20 protein-coding genes and 1 tRNA gene are annotated in these 20,349 nt (G+C 56.0%); 11 read left to right on the forward strand and 10 right to left on the reverse strand.

Features of this window, described 5'->3' with window-relative positions:
* Positions 1 to 111: 111 nt before the first annotated feature.
* The gene (locus OSH09_RS13395) at positions 112 to 321 is read right to left on the reverse strand and encodes a helix-turn-helix transcriptional regulator (RefSeq protein WP_207873216.1); all 210 of its coding nucleotides are present in this window, start codon (positions 319 to 321) and stop codon (positions 112 to 114) included.
* Positions 322 to 732 (reverse strand): hypothetical protein, encoded by a 411-nt coding sequence (locus OSH09_RS13400; RefSeq protein WP_266121235.1) that lies wholly within the window; start codon positions 730 to 732, stop codon positions 322 to 324.
* 394 nt (positions 733 to 1,126) lie between these two features.
* Here OSH09_RS13400 and OSH09_RS13405 point away from each other — a divergent pair, with 394 nt between their 5' ends.
* The 3 genes from OSH09_RS13405 (at position 1,127) to OSH09_RS13415 (ending at position 5,326) form a co-directional block, all read left to right on the forward strand.
* Positions 1,127 to 1,636, forward strand: coding sequence for an RNA polymerase sigma factor (locus OSH09_RS13405; protein ID WP_222667775.1), 510 nt, complete (start codon positions 1,127 to 1,129; stop codon positions 1,634 to 1,636).
* Between the two features lie 20 nt (positions 1,637 to 1,656).
* Positions 1,657 to 2,664 (forward strand): FecR family protein, encoded by a 1,008-nt coding sequence (locus tag OSH09_RS13410; protein ID WP_266121236.1) that lies wholly within the window; start codon positions 1,657 to 1,659, stop codon positions 2,662 to 2,664.
* Positions 2,665 to 2,860: 196 nt separating this feature from the next.
* A complete protein-coding gene (locus tag OSH09_RS13415) occupies positions 2,861 to 5,326 on the forward strand; it encodes a TonB-dependent siderophore receptor (RefSeq protein ID WP_266121237.1) in 2,466 nt (821 codons plus the stop codon).
* Between the two features lie 117 nt (positions 5,327 to 5,443).
* Here the strand turns inward: OSH09_RS13415 and OSH09_RS13420 are convergent, their stop codons facing one another.
* Together OSH09_RS13420 and OSH09_RS13425 are read right to left on the reverse strand one after the other, a co-directional pair.
* A complete protein-coding gene (locus OSH09_RS13420; protein ID WP_266121238.1) occupies positions 5,444 to 6,283 on the reverse strand; it encodes a DUF1254 domain-containing protein in 840 nt (279 codons plus the stop codon).
* A gap of 70 nt (positions 6,284 to 6,353) precedes the next feature.
* Positions 6,354 to 7,301 (reverse strand): helix-turn-helix domain-containing protein, encoded by a 948-nt coding sequence (locus OSH09_RS13425; RefSeq protein ID WP_266121239.1) that lies wholly within the window; start codon positions 7,299 to 7,301, stop codon positions 6,354 to 6,356.
* A gap of 286 nt (positions 7,302 to 7,587) precedes the next feature.
* Here OSH09_RS13425 and OSH09_RS13430 point away from each other — a divergent pair, with 286 nt between their 5' ends.
* Positions 7,588 to 8,220: a cysteine hydrolase family protein gene (locus tag OSH09_RS13430; protein ID WP_266121240.1), complete on the forward strand. Its 633-nt coding sequence runs from the start codon at positions 7,588 to 7,590 to the stop codon at positions 8,218 to 8,220.
* A 111-nt stretch (positions 8,221 to 8,331) separates the two neighbouring features.
* On the opposite strand, the gene OSH09_RS13435 is transcribed toward OSH09_RS13430, so the two are convergent.
* On the reverse strand, positions 8,332 to 9,369 hold the full coding sequence (locus OSH09_RS13435) for a DUF72 domain-containing protein (RefSeq protein WP_266121241.1): 1,038 nt from the start codon (positions 9,367 to 9,369) through the stop codon (positions 8,332 to 8,334).
* Between the two features lie 330 nt (positions 9,370 to 9,699).
* Positions 9,700 to 9,773 (reverse strand) — tRNA-Gly (locus OSH09_RS13440).
* 202 nt (positions 9,774 to 9,975) lie between these two features.
* Here OSH09_RS13440 and trmB point away from each other — a divergent pair.
* From trmB to lysM, 4 genes are all read left to right on the forward strand, one after another.
* Entirely contained in the window at positions 9,976 to 10,743 is a 768-nt protein-coding gene (gene trmB / locus OSH09_RS13445) for a tRNA (guanosine(46)-N7)-methyltransferase TrmB (RefSeq protein WP_266121242.1), read from the forward strand.
* Complete coding sequence (pip, locus tag OSH09_RS13450; RefSeq protein WP_266121243.1) at positions 10,740 to 11,687, forward strand: prolyl aminopeptidase; 948 nt, start codon at positions 10,740 to 10,742, stop codon at positions 11,685 to 11,687. Before trmB ends, pip begins: the two co-directional genes overlap by 4 nt.
* A gap of 42 nt (positions 11,688 to 11,729) precedes the next feature.
* Entirely contained in the window at positions 11,730 to 11,930 is a 201-nt protein-coding gene (thiS, locus tag OSH09_RS13455; protein ID WP_266121244.1) for a sulfur carrier protein ThiS, read from the forward strand.
* Between the two features lie 129 nt (positions 11,931 to 12,059).
* Complete coding sequence (gene lysM / locus OSH09_RS13460; RefSeq protein WP_266121245.1) at positions 12,060 to 12,503, forward strand: peptidoglycan-binding protein LysM; 444 nt, start codon at positions 12,060 to 12,062, stop codon at positions 12,501 to 12,503.
* 100 nt (positions 12,504 to 12,603) lie between these two features.
* Here the strand turns inward: lysM and ffh are convergent, their stop codons facing one another.
* On the reverse strand, positions 12,604 to 14,028 hold the full coding sequence (gene ffh / locus OSH09_RS13465) for a signal recognition particle protein (protein ID WP_207873202.1): 1,425 nt from the start codon (positions 14,026 to 14,028) through the stop codon (positions 12,604 to 12,606).
* A 103-nt stretch (positions 14,029 to 14,131) separates the two neighbouring features.
* Here ffh and OSH09_RS13470 point away from each other — a divergent pair, with 103 nt between their 5' ends.
* From OSH09_RS13470 to ampD, 3 genes are read left to right on the forward strand one after another with little or no spacing between them, the layout of a single operon-like run.
* The gene (locus tag OSH09_RS13470; RefSeq protein WP_207873201.1) at positions 14,132 to 14,983 is read left to right on the forward strand and encodes a cytochrome C assembly family protein; all 852 of its coding nucleotides are present in this window, start codon (positions 14,132 to 14,134) and stop codon (positions 14,981 to 14,983) included.
* The gene (locus OSH09_RS13475) at positions 14,976 to 15,227 is read left to right on the forward strand and encodes a PP0621 family protein (protein ID WP_207873200.1); all 252 of its coding nucleotides are present in this window, start codon (positions 14,976 to 14,978) and stop codon (positions 15,225 to 15,227) included. The genes OSH09_RS13470 and OSH09_RS13475 overlap by 8 nt, the downstream gene beginning before the upstream one ends.
* Before the next feature lie 4 nt (positions 15,228 to 15,231).
* The gene (gene ampD, locus OSH09_RS13480; RefSeq protein WP_207873199.1) at positions 15,232 to 15,867 is read left to right on the forward strand and encodes a 1,6-anhydro-N-acetylmuramyl-L-alanine amidase AmpD; all 636 of its coding nucleotides are present in this window, start codon (positions 15,232 to 15,234) and stop codon (positions 15,865 to 15,867) included.
* On the opposite strand, the gene OSH09_RS13485 is transcribed toward ampD, so the two are convergent.
* The 3 genes from OSH09_RS13485 to OSH09_RS13495 form a co-directional block, all read right to left on the reverse strand.
* Positions 15,855 to 16,967: an alpha-hydroxy acid oxidase gene (locus OSH09_RS13485; RefSeq protein WP_266121246.1), complete on the reverse strand. Its 1,113-nt coding sequence runs from the start codon at positions 16,965 to 16,967 to the stop codon at positions 15,855 to 15,857. The two genes, ampD and OSH09_RS13485, sit on opposite strands and share 13 nt — an antisense overlap.
* A 21-nt stretch (positions 16,968 to 16,988) precedes the next feature.
* A complete protein-coding gene (locus OSH09_RS13490; protein WP_207873197.1) occupies positions 16,989 to 17,669 on the reverse strand; it encodes a Fe2+-dependent dioxygenase in 681 nt (226 codons plus the stop codon).
* A 99-nt stretch (positions 17,670 to 17,768) separates the two neighbouring features.
* The gene (locus tag OSH09_RS13495; protein WP_266121247.1) at positions 17,769 to 19,964 is read right to left on the reverse strand and encodes a TonB-dependent receptor; all 2,196 of its coding nucleotides are present in this window, start codon (positions 19,962 to 19,964) and stop codon (positions 17,769 to 17,771) included.
* Between the last annotated feature and the right edge of the window lie 385 nt (positions 19,965 to 20,349).

Raw genomic sequence — 20,349 nt, forward strand, 5'->3', positions numbered from 1 at the left:
GTGGCCCCGCAAGAGAGCTTGCAGCGGCCCCGGCTCAAACCTTGCCTGCGCTTGACTCTTTCCAAGGCGAATCAAGGAGCCAGGCAGCCGATGCCAAGGCGCTATCCTCCCTCAGCTCTGAGCTTCCCGATACGGGTTCTCGAAAATCTCTTCTACAGTCTGCTCAAATACAGCACTAATCTTGAAGGCCAGGTCCAGAGACGGCGCATGTTTGCCCGTTTCCAGCGCATTCACCGCCTGCCGGGACACACCCAAGCGCTCTGCCAAATCTGCCTGCGTCCAGCTCGCCTCGGCCCGTAATACCCGCAATCGATTTTTCATTTAATCGCTAGTCCGCACGAAAGGTGAAACCAGGGCGAACACAGCCCAAAAGAAGGGGTAAATCAGCCAGGCAGGAATATGGGGCGCAGCCGCGTAGGTTTCCCCGAAGCCCCAGGCCGTCCACAAGGTCAAGGTCGCACCTGCGGCCAGCACAAAGCACTTGGCCACAATCACCCGCACGAACTCATCACTTTCCGCCATCAAGCGCAGCGTGGCCCAGACTTGTCCGGCAACGGGCAGAGCGACAGCAATAGCAATCAGCCAACCAATAGGTAGCCCCAGCAAGCTGTCGAACACCCCCAGAATGGTCAGGGCGTTGACCAGGATATACACGCCCATAAAGAGCAAAGTACGAATCAGATAGCTGCGACCTGCTGATGGCGCAGGCTTGGACTTGCTGTTAGTAAACATGCTTGAGCACCTCTGTATGTAAAGTAAACCTTACTTTATAGAAGTCAAAAACACCCGTCAATAAGTAAAGTTAACCTTACATAAACAGATGAAGATTAAATAAGGAGCATGTTGCAAGCAAGCACCAGGGAGCATTCAACAACAAGGCTCCCCAAGCCCCAACAGATGACAGGTCCTGCACGCTACGACGCCCCCTTCCTGCCTGACTCCCCTGACCTACTTACCCACAAACCCTTTAAAGTCAAAAGGCTGGGCCTCCACGGGTACACGCTCATCCAGCGTTGCCCCTACAACAGCAGATACGGCTGATCAGACAGGAAAGCATGGACAAAGCCCACAAAATGCCCTATAAAATCGGACGATCATAATAACGATTCTCATTTACCACTCTTCCATGTCTGATCGGCCCTCTCTGCGAAGCAGTTGGCTCGCACACTATGCCGAGCTGATCTCGACCTGGACGCGACGTTATGGCAATCGACATGACGCCGAAGACGCCACCCACGATGCCATCGCCAATATGCTGGAACAGCGCTCAGGTGTGATTGCCAATCCCCGCGCTTTTTTGCATCGCAGTGTTCACAATGGCCTGGTCAGTTTGAACCGCCGGTCACATCGTCAGGCCCATACTGCCTGGCAAGACTTAAGCGACGAAGAGCACCCGCTTGATCACTCTCACGAACAGGAAATGCGCAGCACGCATTTGCGTCTGGCCCTGCAAAAAGCGCTGAATGAGCTGCCCCTGAAAAGCCAGCAGATCTTTGCCTGGCACAGGCTGGAGGGCTACACTTTGCCCGAGATCGCGCACAAGATGAATCTGTCTCAAAGCATGGTAGAAAAACACATGGCCCGCGCTCTGGATCACCTGCACAAACGCTTGAGCGACTTCCAACTGCCCGAGTGAAACCGCATGCCTCCTTTCCTATGACACGCAGCACCCCGACGCCGCTTTCGATTCCCTTGAATCCTGATCAGCTCAGCCTTTGGCTGGTACGCGAACAGGCGGCAAGCCTTGGCGAGGCGGAACAGCAGGAGTTGATGCGCTGGCGACAAGCCAATGAGGCCAACGAGACGCACTACCAGCAACTATTGCTGACTTGGCAGGCCACGCAACTGCTACCCGATCAGCACTGGCGCAGTGTGCTGGCACAAGCACCCCAACAAGCCTCACGCCGACGCTGGTTGCGCAATACCTTGTTTGTCGGTGCTCCGGCGCTGGCTGCAGGAACGGCAGTCATTGCCCTGCCCGGCTTGCGTGGACTCTGGCAGCCCACCCCCGAATTCACCCAAAGCTATCAAAGCGCGCGGGGTGAGCAGCAACGCATCGTACTGCCCGATCAATCCATTCTTCATCTGAACACAGACACACTGGTGGACGTGGCCTTTTATGCCGATCATCGAGAGGTCACTTTGCATCAAGGCGAAGCCCTGTTTGATGTTCATAAACAGCATGACCGCCCTTTTCAGGTTCTGAGCGGACTAGCGACGATTCTGGTGACCGGCACCGTTTTTAACGTACGGCGCGATCCTCAGGCTCTGAGTGTCATCGTGCAAGAGGGCCAAGTGCAAGTCAGCAGCGGGCGCTGGTGGTCGCCCAGCCATGTGTCTCTTGGTCCTGATCAACGCTTGAGTCTGGAAACGGGAACCAGCCGCCCCCGTCTGGACTCCACACCTGCCCGGGCCGCCACAGCCTGGCATACCGGCCAACTGGTTTTCAGTAATACCCCCTTGAGCGACGTGGTGCGCGAGCTGAACCGCTATCGCGCCCCTCAGCAAGCTATTCAGATCATGGATGCCAGCCTGGCATCACGCCGCATTGCGGCTGTTTTTGAACTGCGCGACAGTGCAGATTTACTGGAAACGCTGCCAGAGCTACTACCGCTGCAAGTAAACACGCTACCCTCCGGCGAAGTGCAATTACGGGCACGGTAAAGACGGCGGTTGAAGCGCCCAAGCAGTCCGGGATCACTACCTGAACTGCCTTCAACGCCTGTGTCACCAAAGCAAAAGTGTCCGGCGATACGGACTTTTTTACCGGCCATTACGGGTTTTGGCAGGCTGATGCGTCTCATCTACAGACCCGCCTGGCCAGGCATTGATCCATGACCCCTATCGCTTGCTTTTCAACATGACCTCTTTGCATTCCTCCTCGTCACCCGCAAGGCGTGCCCGTCTAGGCCGCCCCCTTCTGCGAGCAACGGCTCTGACCCTGGCATTGGGCTCTCTCCCCTTCTATGCCGCCGCACAAGCTTCGGCTACCAGCACCATCAGCCTGCCCGCCCAAAGCCTGTCCCAGGCCTTGCTGTCCTTAGGCCAGCAGGCACGCGTCCAACTGTACTTTGATCCCAATATTGTCCAGGGTTTGCAGGCTCCCGCCGTTCGCCAGGCCTCTTCCGTCGAGGCCGCTTTAGCGCAACTTTTGGCAGGCACAGGGATTGAGTACAAGCGTAAGGACAATCGCTACACCCTGAGCAAACCCCTGTCCGGCGACAGTACACAATTGGCGCCCATTACCGTTCATGCAGCCAGAGACTCACTAAGCACTGAGCAAACCGGGTCGTACACCGCCACCCACAGCAATAGCGCCACGCGTCTGAACCTGAGCCTGCGTGAAACGCCGCAATCAGTCAGTGTCATCACCCGTCAGCAGATGGATGACCAGGGCATTCAGACCATTTCCGATGCCTTGCAGCAAACTCCGGGTATCACGGTCAACCGCGACAACTCCGAGTCCTACAGCTTTTACTCGCGCGGTTTCAGCCTGGAGAACTTCCAGTTTGACGGCCTGCCCAGCCTGTCTTCGGACGGCGGCGCGGTGCGTGATAACTACAGCATTACCAACTCCGCTATCTATGACCGCATCGAAATTCTGAAAGGCGCGACGGGCCTGGTCAATGGCGCAGGTTACCCTTCTGGCGTGATCAATATGGTCCGCAAGCGCCCCACCAGCCAGTTCCAGGGACACGCACAAGTATCTGCAGGTAGCTGGGACACCTACGGCACCGAACTGGACTTATCCGCCCCCTTGGCTGCTGAAGGCGCGCTGCGTGGGCGCGTAGTTGGTGCCACCCAGGACAACCGCAGCTTCATGGACTACGCCAAGGGCAAGCAACAGATCTTTTACGGGATTCTGGAAGCCGACCTGGGCGAGCGTACGACGGTTGCTGTGGGTCTGGACTATCAGCGCAACCGTAATAACGCGACCACCAACGAACACTTGCCCGCCTTCTACAGCAATGGCGAACAGTTCTCCATAGGCCGCCACGTCAACCCGGCTGACCGCTGGGCCTGGCGCAATCAGGATACGCAACGCGTTTTCGCCGACCTGAACCATCGCTTTGACTCCGGCTGGACCGTCAAGCTGGCAGCAGGTCAGCGCGACTACCGGACTCGTCAGGTAATGTCAGGCTTGTCGTCCGACGTCGTCAATATCCAGACCCATGCAATCAACCACGGTTTTTACCCGGGCGGTGCCGCACGATTCGACAGCGACTCCAAAGAAAAAACCCTGGATTTCCATGCCACTGGCCCGTTCAACTTGTTGGGCCGCGAACATGAGCTGGTGCTGGGCGCCAACTACTCTAAAACCCATGCCTTGTCGCGCCGCTGGGACGGCGACACCGACATGACGGTACCCGACATTTTTGAGTGGAACAACAACGCCACCGAACCCACCAAGTACGAATGGTGGCTGCAACACGACGTGAACGTGAAGCAGCATATGGTCTACGGAGCAGCCGTCCTGAAACCCCACGATCGCGTCAACGTGATTCTGGGTGCCCGCCAGGTGCGCTACGACTGGTCCCTGGAGAGCCTGAATGCGCTGAACAATTTCCAGCGCCACGAAACTCAGGTCAGCGGCAAGATCATTCCTTATCTGGGCCTGAGCGTGGATCTGGACGAATGGCATACGGCCTATGCCAGCTATACCGATGTGTTCAAGCCACAAGCCTATAACTTCAAGGCCAACGGCGAGCAACTGGAACCGCTGACCGGCAAAAGCATGGAAGTGGGCATGAAGGGGGAATACCTGGACGGCAAACTCAATGCCAGCATGGCCCTGTTTCAGATCAAACAGGACAACGTGGCAGAGCCTGATCCCATCAACCCTCAAACCCCGATGGGTGGAGTGGCCTACATCGCGGTGCCGGGCGTGACAACGCGCGGTCTGGAGCTGGAATTGTCCGGTGAAGTCATGCCGAACTGGCAAGTTCACGCAGGCTACACCTACGCGCGCTCCCGCGATGGCGAAGGCGTACGAGCCAGCCCTCGACAACCAGAACATTTATTCAAGCTGGCCACCTACTACCGTCTGCCCTGGGCCGGTCAACGCCTGACATTAGGCGGTAATGTGCAATGGCAAAGCGGCAGCTACTTCACGCAGCAAGTGGATGGGCAGCTACGCCGCTTCGAGCGCAAACCGTATGCGCTGGTGGGCTTGAGTGGCTCCTATGACGTCAACAAGGCGACCAAGCTGTCCGTCAATATCAATAACCTGTTCGACAAGCACTACTACGCGGGTATCGGTAATTACAACACCGTCTTCTGGGGTGCGCCTCGCAACGTAACGGCGACCTTGCGGTATCAGTTCTAAACCTGTCGTGCTCGAGCATGGGTCAAACAATGGCTTGATCCAGGCAAGCTACTAAAACAAAACCCGCAGGGCTTAAGCTCTGCGGGTTTGCATGGCAAGCACCTTGCCTGCACGTATTTAGCTCGTTTTCTGCACAGCAGGGATCATCCAGCTACCATCCAGAATCGATGGACTTGTCTGTCTAGGCCAGTACGTTCTGAACATCAGAATAAAGTTTCCATCCGGCGCGGGAAGCCAATTGGATTCTTTGTCCTGACCGGGCGAGTCCTTTTGAATATAGAGGTCTGTCGAGCCATCCGCGTTGACCTTCAAGTTCTGGCGTGGACTGATCGAATAGCGACTCAGGGGATTGTCGACAAAGAAGTAATCCTTGTCGTACATCGTCAGCGACCAGAAGCCATCCACGGGCGGTAGCTGGCCTTCAGGAAAGCGCATGACATACTTGTTTGCACCCGAATAAGGCTGTCCACCCGCATCCGCCTGAGAAATAGGATAGATGGCATCCTGTGGCCGATTGGCCCCCAGCCCAATTGCCGTGATGAAAGCACGCATCAAGTAATCCGTACCGTAAACGCCAGTATCAGTCGTGAACGACCAACCGTTCTTCAGCGTCAGCGCCGCATAGTGCTGCATGATTTTTCCGACCGCAGCCTTGGGCACCTGACTGGCAATATCGGCCTTGAACTTGCCAGCATCAAAATCCTGACCAGGAACAATGCCAATACGCTCAAATCTGGCCACATGCGCAGCATCTGCGCTGGATGGCGGATTGCGCTTCATCAACTCGCAAAACAGGGTGAAATAGGCCGCTGAATCCATCTTGTTGACTTGATCACGCACGGCGGTTTTCATATCCAGCGAGGGGTCCACCACACCCGCTGGCAAAGTGCCTTTCCAGCCAGGACCGGTAATGGCATAGGTTTGAGGACCTGTTCCCGTCGTACGTTTGCCCGGCACCTGCTGTGCAAGAGCGGAGCGCGCCAGCGCCACACAGGCAAGCAGACTGGACGCACTTCCAGTTCAGAACTTACGACCTGTTCATAGGCCGGAGCGTCGACGGGGATTGCGCAAATCGTGCCTGAAACAGGCGGCTGAAATGGGAAAGATCTTTAAAACCGCAGGCCATTGCCACCTCCGTCACCCGCCGCTGTTTGCCCTCGGCAAGCAGGCGATAGCTCTGGAGCAAACGCTGCTCCCACAGCCATTGCATAGGCGTTGTCGCTTCGTGTGCAAAGAGTCGATACAGCGTGCGAGTCGCCATGGATGAAGCCCGAGCCATTTGCTCCACATCCAGATCCTCCTCATGCAGGTGCGCACGTATATACGCCTGAACCTGCTCCAAACGCCGCTCCCGACGGCTGGCCTGAGAAGAAACCATAGTTTCTGACTCGAATACAGCCGAGAAAATATCCAGCGCCGAAGCACTCAAACGCTGATCTATCCCGTCCGCTGCCGCCCCTTGCATGCTGAGTAATTGCCTGAGCAAGGCCCCGGCCATCGGCCCCTGACGAGAGTTGGCGGGAACACGGCGCGCAGCCAGGCTCCCCAAGGTAGGTAAACGTGTCGCCAGAAGAGGACGGGGAATCATGAGCATCGCCGCATGGGTCAAGGACCCCAGCTCCAGCTCAAAAGGACGCGACTGGTCCTGCAACACCAGGTCCCCCGTCACCAGGCTGACATAACGCCCATCCTGACTAAGCTGAATATTGCCATCGAGCATTAACCACAGCATGAAGCCGTCGCGTTGATCTTTACGAATATCCGCCAGGCTCCGGCTGACTCGAATCACCTCCCCCGCAGGCGTAGCCGACCAGATACGGCTAAGTCCCAAACCGCCAAACGTAGTCAGCGTGACTCGCGCCTGAAAATGCTGTCTGGGAATGGGGTTGCACTCGGTATGAGAAAACTGCCTGCAAGTGACCTCGTGCCAGTGCTCAAAGCTGTCTCCAGGCTTGACCGCCATGATCGCTGTCATCGGTTCAGTCTCCATAGTCGGCGCTATCTGCACCGAAGAATTAATCATTTTTCAGCAAGATTACGTCTATTTCCCAAACCCGGACAAGCCCTGAGAACACCACGGGCTGGCGTCTTGCCTGCCAGCTCGCCCATGTGGCGCTCACAGTCAAAAAAAGAAGAAAAAATGGCATGGGCACACAAGCCAGATTAGCGCCGTCTCCCTACTCTACAAAGGTCGATGACACCGGGTACGGCAATACCAAATACACAGCCCCCCGTCCCTGAGCAAACCAAAGGAGAATGAAATGGCTATTCAGATTGATCACATCAACCCCAAGAGCACAGTGGTCATTGTGATCGACATGCAAAACGACTTCATCGCGCCCGGCGCCCCATTGGAAACCCCTATGGGTATGGAGCTGATGCCCCGTCTGCAAAAACTGCTGGGCCATGCACGCAAAACCGGCATGGAAGTAATCTTCACCACCCACGCCCACCGCCGCAATGGCTGCGATATGGGCTTGTTCGGGGAGATTTACCCGCCCATTCAGAATCGGGAGGGGCTGGTGGATGACACCGCTGGCATCGATATCTACCCGGACGTCGCACCACAAGGCGAAGAGGTCGTGATTAAAAAGCATCGCTACAGCGCCTTCTTTGGCACTGATCTGGACATCATTCTGCGTACCCGCAAGATCGACACTGTCGTCGTCACGGGTGTCACTACCGAGAACTGCTGCCACGCCACGGCGCGCGACGCCATGTTCAATGGCTATAAAGTCGCCTTCATCTCTGATGCCACCGGCACATACAACTACCCGGATATGGGCTTTGGGGCGATTCCAGCGGAAGAAGTACACCGAGTCACCCTGGGCGTGCTGGCTGTGTCCACCGCGCATGTCATGACGACGGATCAGCTGATTCAGAAGACCCGGTAAGGGTCATGAGCACAGTCAAAGCCGCTCTGCGTTAGGGCTCCAGACCCTGAAGCACTCAAACAGGCCTTGTGATCTGTCCAATTTCTGGAGATCAGCTCACAAGGCCTGTGTTTAATTTTCTTGTGCCGCAATCAGTTGCGCCAAACGCTGTATGGAGAGCGGCGCACAACCTTCCGCATCATTGCTGATCGTCACATAAGCCGCCTGCCCTGCTCCAGTGATCCCGCGAATCGTACGGGCCAGCACAGTGCGGGTATGCACGTCTTCGCTGACAATGGCATCGAACGGGGTATGCTTTTTCTGGGCATCGGCATAGCCATAGGCACCAAACTCCCGGTTCAAGTTCCAGCGACACACCAAAGGCCCGGGCCACAAGGCTCGCAACAAGGGCAACTGCTCCTCGATCGGTGGCATTTTGCCGTGCAAACCCAGGCAAAAAGTGGCGCCATTCGCCTTTAAGGTATCGACCAAGCCTTGGGTCAGGAGCTCTGGATCTCGCACTTCTACAGCAAGAATGACCGGAGAGTCTTGCGGCAAGGCCTCTCGCGCCGCAGCCAGCATCTGCCCCAGCTTGTCGAATAACTCCGCCGGGCGATTCAACCAGCCCCAGGACAAAGGGCTTAACTGAAATACCAATACACCCAGCTTGGCACGCAAGCCGTCTACCGCAGGCTGCACAAACTGCTCTACAGCCAGACGAATATCCAGGAAGTCCGGGTTTGACTTGCGCACCTTGCCTTGCTCGTCACGGACTTGAGCGTCGGTGATCATGGAAGGGCATTTCACGACAAAGCGAAAATCCTCATCAACCTGGGCCGCGTAGACGGAATACTGCGTAACGGTCAAAGGGCGCCAGAAAGTGCGATCAACACAGACGGTACGCATCAAGGGATGCTGGTGATAAGCCTCCAGCCCGTGCTTGGACAAGATGTTCGACTCGTACTCGCCATCCCAGATCAAGCCTTCCCAACCGGGGTAAGACCAGGTGGAGACACCGAAGCGCAAGGTTTCAGGAAGCTGTGCCGCCAGATCACTCAGCTCCAGCGCGGAGGCGGCAAGGCTGACTTTGGTGATTTTGCGACGGGAGGCAGCGGCGGGCTTTGCAGCGGGAGGCTGAGGAATGGCATCGCCGAAAAGATCTTCTTGCATGCTGGGTATAGTGCCATGGGAATGGCGTTAAGCAAATGCCGGTTCAAAATCTACCAGATCCGTACTTTGCATGCCTAGCCTCTTGGCGACGCTGCGCCACCGACTGACAGCCTGAACAAGCTCCGCCCAGATTGCTTCTGCATCCCTCACCGTTAACCGGAAATACGGCGCTCCATGCATCAAGTTTCGCTTGAAGGATCAGCAGCTACCAGCGACTAAGAAATAGCAATACGGTGCTGTTGCAGACCAGCACATCCGAATCACAGGGGCTACAAAGCCTAGTTTGAGAAATCGTTGCAGAAAAATGGGGAGCTGGAAGCAAAGCAGAACTGGAGCGGGTGATGGGAATCGAACCCACGACGGATGCTTGGGAAGCATCAGTTTTACCATTAAACTACACCCGCCCTGATGGAGAGGTCTGCGTCAAAAGCAGACAATCCCGCGAATGGGGAAGCGAAAATTATAGCGCGATCTCTGGCGCATGCGTGGCCCCTGCCCTATCTTTTTCGCACGCCATCCCATGAATTCGGCGGCAAGACTCACTACAATAGAGTTTTCCCGCTTTTAGCTGATACGCGAGCCATTCTTGATGCCCGCGCCCCAACCATGACCTCCAGCAACGAAAAACCATCCCTGCTGTCGCCCAATGTCGCGAACAGCAACTCCGGCGAGACCCATATCCGTAGCTTTGTTCATCGGCGCGCGCACATTACGCCCAGCCAGGAACAAGCCTTGGCGCGCCTGCTGCCTCAGTGGTCGATTACGTATCGCGACAGCATTCTGAAGCCCGAAACGCTGTACGGCAATGACAACCCCCTGATTCTGGAAATCGGTTTTGGCATGGGTGAAACCACCCAGAAGATTGCCCAGGCCCGTCCCGACGACAACTTTTTGGGCGTGGAAGTCTTTAATGCGGGTGTGGGCGCCTTGCTCAAACGCATTGACGACAACCAGATCAGCAATATCCGCATCATTCAACACGATGCCGTTGAAGTCGTGCGTGACATGATCGCCCCTGCCTCCCTGGCTGGCATTCATATTTACTTCCCGGACCCTTGGCCCAAGAAGCGCCATCACAAGCGTCGTCTGGTGCAATCGCCCTTTATCCAGTTGCTGACCAGCCGTCTGAAACCCGGCGGCTACATTCATTGCGCAACGGACTGGGAAAATTACGCCGAACAAATGCTGGAAGTGCTGTCGGCCGAGCCTATGCTTAGCAACACGAACGAAGGCTATGCACCCCGCCCTGACTTCCGCCCACTGACCAAGTTTGAAAACCGTGGGCTGCGTCTGGGTCATGGCGTGTGGGATCTGATCTTCACCCGCAATGACACCCCTACTCCTGAACTGACCTGGCCCAAGAAAGAACAATGAGCGCTACCCTGTTCCCGCCTATAGAGCCTTACGCCCAAGGCACCTTGCACACCGATGATGGGCACCATATCTACTGGGAATGCTGCGGCAACCCGGAAGGTAAACCAGCCATCTTTCTGCACGGTGGGCCGGGATCAGGATGTTCTACCGATCACCGCCGCTTGTTCGACCCGCAAAAATACAATGTGCTGCTGTTCGATCAGCGCGGTTGCGGGCGCTCCTACCCCCATGCCAGCCTGGAGAACAACACCACCTGGCATTTGGTTGAGGACATGGAGCGGCTGCGCAAGGAAAAGCTCAAGGCCGACAAAATGCTGGTTTTTGGCGGTTCCTGGGGCTCGACACTGGCGCTGGCTTATGCCCAGACTCATCCTGAACACGTCAGCGAATTGATTGTGCGCGGCATTTTTATGGCCCGCCCCGAAGAGCTGCACTGGTTCTATCAGGAAGGTGCCTCTCGCCTGTTCCCGGATATCTGGGAGCAGTATCTTGCCCCTATCCCCGAGGACGAGCGTGACGACCTGATCACCGCTTATCACAAGCGTTTGACCGGCGATGATCCGGCGGTGCAGCTACGCGCTGCGCATAGTTGGTCACAATGGGAAAGCAATACGATCACGCTTTTGCCTAGCAAAAACCATCTGGATGCCAAGTCCAGCGACAAGGCCGCTTTGGCCTTTGCGCGTATTGAAAACCACTACTTCATGAATCAGGGCTTTTTGGAGCCAGACCAGCTCCTTGAAAACGCCCACCGCTTGCATGGCATTCCGGGAGTCATCGTACAGGGACGCTATGATGTGTGCACTCCGGCGCATACAGCCTGGCAACTGCATCGCGCCTGGCCACAAGCCGAATTTCACATGGTTGCAGACGCGGGGCACGCCTACAACGAACCGGGCATTTTGGCCAAGCTACTAAGCGCCACCCAAAAATTTGCCATCTGAATCACTCGTCCGGCTTGGCCCGGACCACATCCAGAGACAATGATGAACATTACCCTGAACGGTCAGAGCAAGGCTCTGACAAATACCGATACCGTTGGCACGCTGATTATTGAGCTGGGCTACGAAAACAAGCGCATCGCCGTAGAGCTGAATGGTGATATCGTGCCTAAAAGCCAGCACGCCACTACCCCTATCAACGAGGGCGACACGCTGGAAATCGTGGTGGCTGTCGGGGGCGGCTGAGACTGCCCCTTTAAAATGCACAATTGCTGACATTCCGCTACGGCTTCACGGTGAAAAATAAGGTCATAATGGGCCGACTCGCCTGCCATCAGGCAGCCGTGACAGACCCCTAACTTCAGGAGCAAAGCAATGGGCGTATTCAGTTTTCTTAAAGATGTCGGCGAAAAACTCTTTGGAGCCAACGAGGCCAAAGCAGCGACAGCAGACGAACTCCAGAAAGAACTGGCCAAACACCAACTGTCTGCCGACGGCCTGCACCTGACGGTGGATGGCGATAAGGTGACGGTCAGCGGTCAAGCTGCTTCTACCGAACAAGCCGAAAAAATTGTGCTGGCCTTGGGCAACACGCTGGGGGTCTCTCAAGTGGACAACCAACTGAATGTTGCACAACCCGCCCCCGAAGCCACCATGTATACCGTCCAAAAGGGCGATACCTTGTGGAAAATTGCCGAAACCAACTACGGCAAGGCCAACGGTGCGAAGTACACGGTTATTTTTGAAGCCAACAAACCGATGCTTAGCCATCCTGACAAGATTTACCCCGGTCAGGTACTGCGTATTCCTGCGCTGTAATGTCAGCCATTCAGGATGAAAAAAGCCCGCATCAGCGGGCTTTTTCTTTGGCGAAACAGTCAAAACAGATCAGACTGCTTGGGCAAACGCCAAGGGCTGCTTAGCGAAAGCCTTTGAAACCTTTACCAGCCAACCCTTTCAAGGCACCCATACCGCCCAGGCCGCGCATCATTTTGGCCATGCCGCCTTTTTTCATCTGCTTCATCATGCCTTGCATTTGCTCGAACTGATTCAGCATACGGTTGACCTCTTGCACTGGGACGCCAGAACCCGCTGCAATACGACGTTTGCGCGAGGCTTTGAGCAATTCAGGCTTGGCGCGCTCGGCCGGGGTCATGGAGTTCAAGATACCTTCGGTGCGACGCAGTTGCTGCTCTGCCTGGCCACCTTGCAACTGGGACGCCGCCTGGGAGAACTGCGCGGGCAGTTTTTCCAGCAAGGAGCCCATATCGCCCAGCTTTTTAACTTGCTGTAGCTGGTCGCGGAAGTCGTTCAAGTCGAACTTGTCGCCCGCCTTGATCTTGTCGGTAATCTTTTGAGCGTCAGCAATATCAATATTGCGCTGGGCCTGTTCCACCAGGGAGATGATGTCGCCCATACCCAGCACGCGCTGAGCCATACGCTCGGGGTGGAATGGCTCCAGGCCATCCAGCTTCTCCGACATACCGACAAATTTCAGCGGCTTGCCGGTGACATGGCGCACGGACAAGGCAGCACCACCACGAGCATCACCGTCCAGCTTGGTCAGCACCACACCGGTCAGCGGCAAGGCATCGGCAAAGGCTTTGGCCACGTTGACCGCGTCCTGACCCTGCATGGCATCCACCACGAACAGGGTTTCGATGGGGTTCAGCAAGTCGTACAGAGCGCGGATTTCGCGCATCATTTCTTCGTCAATACCCAGGCGACCGGCCGTATCGACAATCAGCACTTCAAAGTGATGACGCTTGGCGTGGTCCAGGGCATTGCGAGCAATGTCGGCAGGCTTCTGGCTGGGATCGGAAGGCAGGAACTCGACGCCCACTTGCGCGGCAACGGTTTTCAACTGCTCGATAGCGGCAGGACGGTAGACGTCAGCACTGACCACCAGCACTTTTTTCTTGCCTGTCTTGCGGCCGTGCTGAACGTGGCCGCCTTCGCTCAGCCACTTGGCCAGCTTACCGGTGGTGGTGGTTTTACCCGCCCCTTGCAGACCTGCCATCAGGATCACGGCAGGAGGTTGAGCCGCCAAGGACAGTTCGCTGGCGTTGTCGCCCAGGTCCGCACCCATCAGGTTAGTCAGCTCCTGGTGGACAACCCCCACCAGCGCCTGACCCGGATTGAGGCTGTCAGCAACTTCAACACCAAGCGCTTTCTCTTTGACCCGTGCCACAAAATCGCGCACGACTGGCAAAGCCACGTCGGCCTCCAGCAGAGCCAGGCGCACTTCCCTCAACATATCCTGAGTATTGGATTCGGTCAGACGAGCCTGCCCGCGCATGGTTTTCACCACACGCGACATACGCTGGGTCAGATTTTCAAACATAGGACTGGGTTCGCTTAAACTAGGTTATCGTGTGGTCTACGAATAAGAATAAAATGGCCACTTGAGGTACGCCCCGTACCGTTTTTCAGGAAATCCGGGACTTATGTCTGCAAGTATTGTATTTCACTTGCTCGCCGCACTGGCGTACATCGTGCTGTCGATCTCGCTCTGGCGTCCGTTGACTCGCGGCAGCACCCGAACCGTACTGAACGCCCCCAGCCGGGTGGCCTTGCTCTGCGCCATTATTGTGCACGGAGCGGGCCTGCTGCTGACGATTGTGCTGCCCCAAGGGCTGCATCTAAGCTGGGCCTTAGCCCTGTCGGCGGCAATCTGGTTGGGTATGGTGGTGTTCTGGTTCCAAAGCCTGTATCTGCGTCTGGACAGCCTGCTGCTCATTCTACTGCCTGCAGCCACAATCGTCAGCCTGCTGGCCATGGCCTTTCCCGTAGGCCATATCGTCAACCATGCAGGTAACGAATGGCTGCGCATCCACTTGATGATTGCGCTGGTCGCTTACGGACTCAGCACCGTGGCCGCCCTGCACGCTATCTTGATGACAGCGCTGGACCGTCAATTGCACCGCCCTATTGTTCATCAGGAACAACGTGGCCTGCTAAGCCGCGTGCTGGACACCATGCCGCCCCTGCTGGTGCAGGAAGAGCTGCTGTTCCGCCTGATCCGCGTCTCCTTCGTCATCCTGACCCTTACGATTTTGAGCGGGGCCGCTGTCTCGATGGCAATAGACGGAAAATTGCTGCCTGCTGACCACAAAACTGTCTTTACCTTGCTATCCTGGGTTACATTTGGTGGCTTATTATGGGGACGAAAACAGTACGGATGGCGTGGCCGTGTGGCCTTGCGCTGGACCCTGGCTGGCTTTGCCTTCCTGCTGCTCGCCTATACAGGCAGCCACTTTGTACTGGACGTCATCTTGCAACGAGGGAAAATTGGGTAAAGTCTTATTTTGGGTGGTCGTCATACTGGCGGGCATGATCATTGCCCGCATCGTGTCGCAAAACAAAGCCCGCAAACGTAACCCACCGAACCCGACCATGCGTCCCCCACGCAAGCAAGGCGGCTCCGAAGAAATGGTACGTTGCGCCCACTGCGGTATTTTCCTGCCGCGCTCGGAAGCCTTGATGAGCAATCATCACACCTGGTGCAGCCTAGAACACGCCAAGCGCGGCCCGCGCAGTTAAGCTCATGGCCCGCATGCACCACGCCTATGACCTGGACCGCCAGGGCTGGCTTAAACCCCATGCCAATGTCCTGCGCGCCCTGTCCCCCAATCAGGATGACCGCCCCGAGGGCGATAGTCCCACCCTGTTGGTGCTGCACAATATCAGCCTGCCACCGCAGGAATTTGGCGGGCCTTATATCCGTGATTTTTTCCAGAACAAGCTGGATATCAGCGCCCATCCCTGGTTCGAGAATATCCGGGACCTGAAGGTTTCAGCCCACTTTCTGATCCAGCGCACGGGTCACATCATTCAATTTGTTCCGACCACGCGGCGCGCCTGGCATGCTGGGGTGTCTCAATTTGAAGGTCGCGAACGCTGCAATGACTTCTCTATTGGTATTGAGCTGGAAGGCAGCGACTTCGAGCCTTTTACAGAAGCGCAGTACCGAGAACTATCCCGCCTGAGCCGCGCCCTGCGTATGCGCCATAATTTGCGCGCCGTGCGTGGTCACGAGCATATCGCCCCTGGACGCAAGACCGATCCAGGCCCGTTCTTTGATTGGAAACGGGTAAAGCGGGAACATGGCTGGCCCAAAGAAACCTTGCCGGAACAAGAGCTGGAATCCAAGCCACCACAAACGCCAGATCAGGATCGATAAAGTAGCTCTGGGCCAATATCGGCCAAGTTATTGCAACCCGTCAGTGCCATCGCCACTTCCAGTTCAGCCCGCAAAATATGCAGGACATGCGCAACGCCTGCCGCTCCTGCGGCGGCCAGCCCATAAATATAGGGACGGCCAATCATCACGGCTGTCGCACCCAGTGCCAATGCCTTGAGCACATCTGTGCCGCGTCGAATACCGCCATCCATCAAGACCGGCACCCTGCCCTGCACGACCTGACAAACCTGCGCCAACACGTCTACTGAAGCGGGCACACCGTCCAAGGTTCGCCCACCATGATTGGAGACAACAATCCCGGCAACCCCCATATCCAGGGCTCGCTGGGCGTCACGGGGCCGCATGATTCCCTTCACCCACACGGGTAGAGGGCTGTTCTGCACCAACCAAGCCAGGTCATCCCAGGTGGGAGCACTATTTAACAGGCCACTGCCAAATAAAGGGCTGGTGCCTGCTGCACCTAAAACCGCCTGCTGCCTGGGAGCACTCCGAAGATTCACCGCGTCCACGCCTTCAGGCAAGGCAAAGCCCACACGCTGCTCCTGATTCCGTACTCCATTGACGGCAGCATCCACCGTCAACATCAAAGCGGCATAACCCGCTGCTTTCAAGCGCCCCAACAAATCCAGGCTAAACGCCCTATCTGTTTGCCAATACCACTGCGCCCACAAAGGGGCATGGGCTTGTGCGGCAATCTCTTCAAAGGAATAGCTGGCCTGCATGCTAATCACACTGGTCGCCCCCATCGCACCCGCGCCCAACACACTGGCCAACTCACCCTCAGGGTGAGCCAAGCGCTGATAAGCCACGGGAGCCAGAAGAATCGGGTAGTCGATAGACTGCCCTTGCAGCGTCAAGCGGGTGGAAGGCTGATCAAACTTGCTTAAAGCAGCAGGCCATAAACCCAAGCGCCCGAAGCTGGCCAGGTTGTCTTGCAAGGTAAGCTCATCCGCCGCCCCTGCACTGAAGTACGCCCAGTCCTGCGTACGCATACGCTGACGAGCATAGGGTTCGTAATCCGTCAGACAGGCAATCTGAGCGGGGATATTACTGAGTGGGGGCAGTCGTTCTTGGGACATGGTCAATCAAGCTCCAGGCGATCAGACATCGCTCCATTCACGCAGCAAATTATGATAAATCCCCGTCAGGCGAGACAGCTCCTGGGCATCCGCATTCTGCTTGGCCAGTTGCTGAATGCTCTGATCCAGTTCCCACAGCAATTTGCGTTGATGCGCATGGCGCACCATGCTTTGTGTCCAGAAGAAGGAGGCATAACGCGTCCCTTTAGTGACTGGCTGGACTCGATGCAAGCTGGTGCCGGGATAGACCACCATATGCCCCGCAGGCAGCTTGATGGACTGCGTACCGTACACATCCTCGATGATCAGCTCACCACCTTCGTATTCGTCGGGGTCACTGAAAAACAAGGTCGTAGAGACATCCGTCCGTAAGCGCTGAGCCGTGCCCGGAACGGTAAAAATAGCATTGTCGATATGGTTGCCATACTCCCCACCGCCCTCGTAGCGGTTGAAACGCGGAGGCAACATACGCAAGGGCAAGGCAGCCGCAATAAAACCGCTATGCTGGCCGAGCACATGCATCAAGAACTCTCCCATCTGACGGGACACAGCGGTATCCAGCGGCAATTGCAAATTACGTTTGCTGTGCTGAGCCAGATAACCCGCCGTCGTGCGTCCATCTTCCCACTGCGCCTGCTCCAGGGCCTGGCGACAGTCGCGCAACTGTTCAGCGTTCAGAACATCAGGGATCGTAATCAGCATGGCATACCTGCGAGAGCAAAAAGGAAGACAAGTCCAAGCAAGAAACAGACAGGCCGCCCCAAAAGGCGGCCCATCTGACTTTACACTACAAGTCGCAACTTACTCGAAGCGGTAAGAAGCATTGAACATGTAAGAGCGGCCTGGGCCTACGTTGGCAAACACGCCAACGTGGGAAGCATCATACATGCGCACATTGCTGATGTTGTTGACGTTGAACTGGAAGGACACGTTCTTGTTCAGGTCGTAACGTGCCATCGCATCGTAACGCCAGTAAGACGGCAATTTCAGCTCGTTGGCGTCATCCACAAAGCGCTTGCCGACAAAGGTAGCACCTGCACCCAAGGTCAGCTCAGGCATGACTTTGTAGGTTGTCCAGACGTTGAAGCTCTGTTTGGAGATGAACTTCATCTGGTTGCCGTCAAAGACGTTAGCACCACTGCGGTACTTCTTGATCTTGGGGTCCAGATAGGTATAACCGGCCCACAGATTCCAGTTCGGAGTAATGGCACCAGCCGCACCCAACTCCAGACCACGAACACGGTTGCTGCCGCTCAAGGAAACATCGCCCGTCAAAGGATCGGTAGAGCGGGCATCTTTCTTGTCGGTCTGGAAGATAGCCGCTGTCAGAGACAGCTTCTCGTCGGCCACATCCCACTTGGTGCCCAGTTCCCAGCTATAGCTGCGCTCTGGCTTCAAGTCACGGATAGCGGCACCGCCCGCTGGGCCGTCAGCACCACCGGCCTGACCCAGGTTTTCACCCGTTGGGTTGGACGAGGTGCCGTAGCTCAAGTAGATAGAACCATTGCGCGCAGGCTTGTACACCACGCCCAACTGGTAGTTCCACATATCGTCTTTGCGGGACTCTTTGGTGTTGTCTGCTTCAAAGCGATCAAAGCGCAAACCACCATTCACCGACCACTGATCATTAAATGCAATCGTGTCAAAGATATAAGCCGAGCGAGTCTTGATATCGCCGGTCTTGGTCTTGGGACCGTATTGCAAGGAGTAGTTGTATTGGCGGTTAGGATCAGGATTGTAGAAGGAATCCGTCTCGCGGCCTGGACCACCCGTCATCGTCTTGTTGTGGATTTCCTCTTTGCTGATCTCCACCCCTGCAACGATATCGTGCTTGAGCGAACCAGTATTGAAGCTGCCATAGACATCGGTCTGGTTCAACAAGGACTCGGAGACCCGGTAGTTCGTCCGATCATCACGACGGAACTGCAGGCCTGGGCCCTCTGTCGCGCAAGCCCCGCCCGAGCTCGCTGTGCAATTGTCAAAAGACGGACGTGTCATCAAGTAATGATTCAGCGTCTTGCTGTAGCGCGTCACGTTGCGAACCGTGAAGCGATCGTTCAGATCGTGCTCGACGCTGGCGGTTGCGGTATCTGCCGTGTACTTACGGAAGTCCACATTGCGACGACCATAAAAGGTGTCGCGGTCCGCTTCCAAAGGAGTGACTCGATCCGGGTTGGCCGCATTCTTGAAGGGGAAGCCCAGATCCGGCATGTCCTTGTTTTCAAGACGGGAGTAGGACAAGGTCACACGGGTAGGAGTACCCAAGCCAAAGGCGATGGAAGGCGCGATGCCCCAGCGATCAATCTTCACGCCGTCGCGGCCTGCTACTTCACCGCCCATACGCATCAAGTTCAGACGAATGGCACCGGTATCGGAGAACGCGTAGTTACCGTCTGCCGTCAGGCGGTATTGATCCGACGTACCGTAACCTGCTTCCACTTGGAAGAAGTCTTTCAGTTTGGGGGACTTGGTCACCAGGTTCAAGCTACCGCCGGTACCGCCACGGCCTGTGTAGGCCGAGCTGGGGCCTTTCAAGACTTCAACCGATTCCAGGTTGAAGGTCTCGTGCGAGCCACGGGAGTAATCACGTACGCCATCAATAAAAATATCGGTACTGGCTTCGTAACCGCGAATAAAGGGGCGATCGCCCATAGGCGTGCCACCTTCGCCCGAGCCCAGCGTAATACCTGGGGTGGTACGCAACACATCTTGCAAGGAGGTCGCGCCACGGTCCTTGATCACCTCTTCGGGGATCACAGTAATGGAGCGTGGTGTGTTCAGCAAAGACTCGGAAAACTTCACCGACTGTGCTTTATGGGCTTGAAAGCCATCAATGCCATTGCTATCTGTTGCGCCCTGGACTTTGATCGACTGCAGCTCGGTCACGCCTGGATCGGCGGCTTGAGCAAAAACAGGGGTAGTCAGGGCCGCAAACAGTGCGGCAGATAAAACCGTCTCGGCAAAACGACGAGGCGGCAAGGAGGAAACGAACGACATCACCAGCTCCAAATGGTAGGTATCACTTTTCAAGGCAGGGCGATTGAAAGGGGCACGATCGCTCGCGTTAGCGGTGTTTCGCTGCCGAATAAGTGCTTTTAATGGGAGCCCGTAATATCAATCATTCTTATTATGAAGTCTATCCAAATCTTACGATTTCCTTAAATTCAGCTAAAAATCAGCTTGTTTTCGTCCACAGTGTGGTGTCCATGCATCGTATTACGATCAATTCTCATTAAGATGGAGAAAAAATAAAAAATCGCTTAGTGATTGAATTTTCACCCTCCACTCATCTTCCCCCTTCTCCCCTTAATAACCTTTCAAGAGGCGCAAAAAAGCCTCTATCTTACAAAACAAGAAAGAGGCTTATAAGCTGACAATTTGC

The sequence above is a fragment of the Alcaligenes parafaecalis genome, assembly GCF_026344135.1.
In the GTDB taxonomy this organism is placed as follows: Bacteria; Pseudomonadota; Gammaproteobacteria; order Burkholderiales; family Burkholderiaceae_B; genus Alcaligenes; species Alcaligenes parafaecalis.